Raw genomic sequence first — 4698 nt, 5'->3', positions numbered from 1 at the left:
CTATTAAGGACAGATTTTCAACAGTATCACCAAAAAACTCTTTTATTACGCTGGCAACACTATCTCCTTGTGGCGATCGCTGTCTCGTAAGAGTATTGGCAAAAATAAATAACCTTTTATTAGATCACGAAAGACTTTTGCAAGAGGTCTACTGTAATTAAGTTTTCTTGATCGAGAAGAATATGACGATACTGGCAGGCAAGTTCTACATTACCTGAGCGTAATGGATGCACCAAAACTTCCGTCAGCGTCAACGTAGAGGTAACAACTTGAAACTCGCCTCGACTTAGCGCCCCAAAAAAGGCACGAACAAGCCCTAAATATGCCTGATTTTGCTCCATCAGGTAAATGAGTGGCGCAGTATCCAAACCCACAACTTGACCTTGTAGTTGCATCAGCCATTCCATGAGGCTCGTTCCTGATTAACGTACTCTTGAGCATCAAGTCCATTCCAGATTTCTTTTCCTAGTCCTTCTAGTTCCATAATGCTATGCTTGGGCTTAACAAGCATAGGGCGACGTACCATTACAGCTAACTCTTTTAACAAGCGAAGTTGCTCGTCTGGGGTGAGATTCTCAACTTGCCGGCGAACATCTTGATAGGTAGTCATGCTCTTTACTCCCTGTTTCTTCTATTAATCATGTCATATTGCCCACAGATCACGGCTCCAAAAAGTAAGGTAAAATGCCCCCATATTTGTCTATATCCGATCGCACTCCCGTCCGTCCCTGTGCCTAGACGTTTTTAGCTTATTATCATTTACTTTAATCAATGACCATGGTGCGTTCCCCAAAATCGATCGCTGCAGCGGTAGGACTTGCATTAGGGAACGCACTTTACCATATCTACCATAGCGGCGATCGCTGGTAGTTATAGCCAAGGAAACCTCCAAGAAAAATATGCAATCAGCACCCAAATGACTACAAAAAGAATTGAAATAAACTGAGGAAACCAAAGTGCTCTCAAATGAATAGGGTCATCTTTAGGAGCATTTGAACGCCATCGAGGAATAAGAACAGGGTCTAATTTTGAATTCTCACTAACTAATTTTAAACGTAATTTCCCCCACATATCAATAGTTTTTGTAGCACCCTGAATCATAAAATAAGACAAAAAAGATACAATAATTGCTAGGATCGGTAGCAAAAGATTAGAAAACCAGTTTGGTCCTTCGCTATTGCTGTAAGTAATAGCATATACAGTAAGTAAAAAAGATTGGCAAGTAATATACCAAGTTACACGACCCATTAATAAGCTATGTTCATGTTGAATTTCACCACGAAAATATTGAAACAATTCCCATGTTTTATTGGCGGATTCAGAGGTTTCTTTTAGGTACTCCAAACCTTCTCTGATATTTAACTCTTGAGAAGTAACTTCTGACTTGAATAATTTCCGAAAGTTTTTTAGTATTTTTATTAGCAATTTCATGCAATCACCCTTTGGTTAATTTTACTCTGGAGACTATATAAGTCTATGAACTCAGATTTTTGAGCGTAAAGATGGCAAGCTAACTATTAACTATAAAGAAAATTTGCCAACAACAATCCTTAGAGTAAGGATATGGGGAAACTTTCGACATATCACCCCGTTTTGTAGATTCCTGACAATCAGCTGAGATACAAAGAACTTTTCAGCGACCATAGCACGAATTATAATTCTTCAGGTAACTGAGCAGACTAACTAAAAGTGGCGATGGCGGAGCAAATTCTTTCTCTACTCTTGTACTTAATTGTCATTCTAACGGCTTTTTGGTTTATTAGCCCCCAAAAAACGCCCCGTAGTCATCCCGCCTATCATCTTGCCTGTTTACTAGAAGATGCTCCTGAAAGCTCTTTAAAGGGTCAATTTTATCCCCTGGCTACTCCCTTGGCTACCCCGATCGCCTGTACTGTTCCGCAGGTGTGGCGCAGTGTATATAGGCAGTCTCTGGCAAAACCGGATGTTAACTATTGGCAATGGCGCGGTATGCCCGAAAATGAGCAGTTTTGTCGGGAATTACGGGAATTATTGCGATTAAATCCGGCTAGAGGTTACGCTCAGGAAATTCTGGAAAGTCTCGCCTTGGGTCAAGATCCTTTTTATCATCTCTACTGGGATCTAAAAGCGATCGCTAATGGTAACTTTAACACTATTGGCACTAATAAACTAGCTGAGGGCAGATTTGCCCAGCGAGATTTGCGAACTCATCAGCAGATGCGGAGGGATTTTCGTCAATGGCATTTACAAGCTTGTCAACAGTTGGGAAAAGAGCGGGTTAAAGCGGTTTATCGGCGGTGTTATGGGTCAGATTGGTCATTAATCGCCCAAATTCTCTATCCTTCGCCCCGTTCCTTGGCCGTGATGATTATAGAGTCGGCTAATCCCGTTTGGTGGCGAGTTTTGGGGATTACTCCTTTTACCACGACTAGCCGGATTGAGAATAATTATAAAACTCTCTTGTGTTATTGGCATCCCGATCGCAATTCCCATCCCAATGCTACAGAAATCACCGCCCATCTTAATCGCGCTTACGATTGTTATCAAAGTTTTCTGGAGATGAGTAGCCAAGATAATGCACCTTTGTGGACGAAAATCCGTCGCTGGATTCCTTAGACTTGACTCTAGTTTTTCCCTTGACTTTTTCCTTAACGAAAGAATGTTAGTCTAGGAACAATTTAGGACCACGCTTGCACTCTCAGGGTAATGAATCTAGTGCTTTTAAACAATCGCTACCAAATTGTTAGTACCCTTGCTAGGGGGGGATTTGGGGAAACTTATATCGCTATCGATACGAATATGCCTTCTCAACGGCGCTGTGTGATTAAAAAATTGCAGCCGGCCATTCAAAGTGAAGAGATGCCAGAATGGTTAAAAGAACGTTTTCAGAAAGAAGCAAGCGTTTTAGAGGAATTGGGGGAACAAAATCGCCAAATACCCCGTTTATACGGTTATTTTGCCCAAGATAATCACTTCTATCTGGTGCAGGAATGGATTGAAGGGGAGACACTAACCCAAAAACAGCAACGACAGGGAAATTTATCCTCCTCAGCAGTGCGGACGATTTTAGAGAATTTGCTGCCTGTTATTGATTTTATTCACAGTCGCCGCATTATTCACCGGGATGTGAAACCCGATAATATTATCTTAAGAAATAGTGATAATTTGCCCGTTTTAATCGATTTTGGGGTAATGAAAGAAGCAGTCGCCACCTTACTCGATCCTACGGGAAAAAGTGCCTATTCGATCGCCCTTGGCACCCCCGGTTATATGGCTTCGGAACAGGCTGCCGGGAGACCGGTCTTTTCTAGTGACCTTTACAGCCTAGGTCTAACAGCGATTTTTTTATTAACGGGAAAAACTCCCCAATATCTAGAAACTGACTCGCGCACGGGGGAAATTCTCTGGCGACAGGAGGCAGAAAATGTTAATCCTAATTTAGCTATGGTAATCGATCGAGCGATCCGTTTTCATCCCCGGGATCGATTTGCTACTGCCAGGGAAATGTTAGCAGCTTTGGCAGAAATAGCCCCCGATTTGTCCACCCAACCGACTATCGCGGTTTCTCCCCATAGTCCCCGATTAAAGTCCTCTACACCCCCAAAACCAATCGTCTCCCCCACTGTGGTTATTCAACCCACTTCCGGAAAAAAAAAGAATCCTTGGCTGTCGATTTTGCTGATTTTTGCGGTGACAATTGGGGCTTTTGCCCTAGGATATCGGGGATTTATGGCTCTTTTACCCAAAAATGAGGAAATTGAACCATTACCAACCCCTGAACCTTCTCCTGGTCCTGAAATCATTCCTCCTCCCTCCCAAGATTTTCCCCCTATCCGACGACCTTCTCGTCAACGGACTCCCATTTATTCCCCGACTCCTACCCCATCCCCGACTCCTACCCCAGAGGTGATTCCTACTCCAGAAGTGACTCCAGAATTAACTCCTAGTCCCACCCCAGAAGAAGTAATTCCTATTCCTGTTCCCCTTCCTGAAACGGAGCCAAGTCCTCAAGTTTCTCCCCTTCCTTCTCCTTCCCCTTCTCCTTCTCCTTCTCCTTCTCCTTCTCCTTCCCCTGTTCCAGAGGTGATTAATCCCCCGGTTAATGAGGATAAAATTGAACCGATCGCTCCTCCTGTTTTATCACCTTCTCCTCCTGAAGAAAATAGTAATCAATAGACTGCTTGCAGAAGTCGGAAAGGGGAAGATGATAATTTTCTCTTAAACCTTTGCCCTTTTCCCTACAATGAAAGAGAGCTACTGTTTATGCTTAATTCTTCTGATTCTATCTGCTCTGCCAGTTGACGCAGTAGATCAAAAATGCTAGTTAAGGTTTCCTCCGGTAATTTAGCCCTATTCAATTATTTCTATTATCCCCAGTCTATCTTCTGGTTGGTGCGAGGTAATCCTGTTTAATTTAGTTTGCGATCGAGTTGAAGCGCAGTCAAGGGAGAAGGCAAAGGCGAATACGACATACTGCGCCACAATAGACCTCTTGCATAATTTTTTTATGGTATGATGGAGGGTTTTGCTTTTTTCTCAATTCTTAGATTGAAGTGGAAAAAAGAATAAAATGTGATCTTAGGTCAGGAAATCATCTATCATTTTGCTATGTTTATTAGCAAAATTATGGATTATCAAAACTTATCAGATGAACAATTCAATCGCCGTTTCGGTGTATATAAACAAACATATAGAAAGATGGTAGAATCAGTAAAAAGT

At 42.3% G+C, this 4698-nt stretch carries 5 protein-coding genes and 1 pseudogene; 3 read left to right on the top strand and 3 right to left on the bottom strand.

The window, feature by feature from the left end:
- Window positions 1-119 precede the first annotated feature (119 nt).
- The 3 genes from IM500_RS00280 to IM500_RS00270 form a co-directional block, all read right to left on the bottom strand.
- On the bottom strand, window positions 120-407 hold the full coding sequence (locus tag IM500_RS00280) for a type II toxin-antitoxin system VapC family toxin (protein ID WP_190723629.1): 288 nt from the start codon (window positions 405-407) through the stop codon (window positions 120-122).
- Complete coding sequence (locus tag IM500_RS00275; protein WP_002746864.1) at window positions 395-610, bottom strand: hypothetical protein; 216 nt, start codon at window positions 608-610, stop codon at window positions 395-397. The genes IM500_RS00280 and IM500_RS00275 overlap by 13 nt, the downstream gene beginning before the upstream one ends.
- Window positions 611-870: 260 nt before the next feature.
- Entirely contained in the window at window positions 871-1431 is a 561-nt protein-coding gene (locus tag IM500_RS00270; protein WP_287737354.1) for a RipA family octameric membrane protein, read from the bottom strand.
- 264 nt (window positions 1432-1695) lie between these two features.
- Between IM500_RS00270 and IM500_RS00265 the strand changes: the two genes are divergently transcribed.
- The 3 genes and pseudogenes from IM500_RS00265 to IM500_RS00255 all read left to right on the top strand — a co-directional run.
- Complete coding sequence (locus IM500_RS00265) at window positions 1696-2595, top strand: J domain-containing protein (RefSeq protein ID WP_287737353.1); 900 nt, start codon at window positions 1696-1698, stop codon at window positions 2593-2595.
- 90 nt (window positions 2596-2685) lie between these two features.
- A complete protein-coding gene (locus IM500_RS00260) occupies window positions 2686-4155 on the top strand; it encodes a protein kinase domain-containing protein (RefSeq protein ID WP_287737352.1) in 1470 nt (489 codons plus the stop codon).
- Window positions 4156-4587: 432 nt separating this feature from the next.
- A pseudogene (locus IM500_RS00255) lies at window positions 4588-4698 on the top strand (IS5/IS1182 family transposase); the annotation flags it as partial.

This window comes from Microcystis sp. M179S2, assembly GCF_020245805.1.
Classification (GTDB): Bacteria; Cyanobacteriota; Cyanobacteriia; order Cyanobacteriales; family Microcystaceae; genus Microcystis; species Microcystis aeruginosa.
The sequence above is the reverse complement of the archived record's forward strand: the minus strand, read 5'-3'. Positions and strand labels throughout refer to the sequence as shown.

Coding starts and splice junctions, on each gene's coding strand:
- IM500_RS00280 (WP_190723629.1), bottom strand. CDS start 407: ATGGAATGGCTGATGCAACTACAAGGTCAAGTTGTGGGTTTGGATACT.
- IM500_RS00275 (WP_002746864.1), bottom strand. CDS start 610: ATGACTACCTATCAAGATGTTCGCCGGCAAGTTGAGAATCTCACCCCA.
- IM500_RS00270 (WP_287737354.1), bottom strand. CDS start 1,431: ATGAAATTGCTAATAAAAATACTAAAAAACTTTCGGAAATTATTCAAG.
- IM500_RS00265 (WP_287737353.1), top strand. CDS start 1,696: ATGGCGGAGCAAATTCTTTCTCTACTCTTGTACTTAATTGTCATTCTA.
- IM500_RS00260 (WP_287737352.1), top strand. CDS start 2,686: ATGAATCTAGTGCTTTTAAACAATCGCTACCAAATTGTTAGTACCCTT.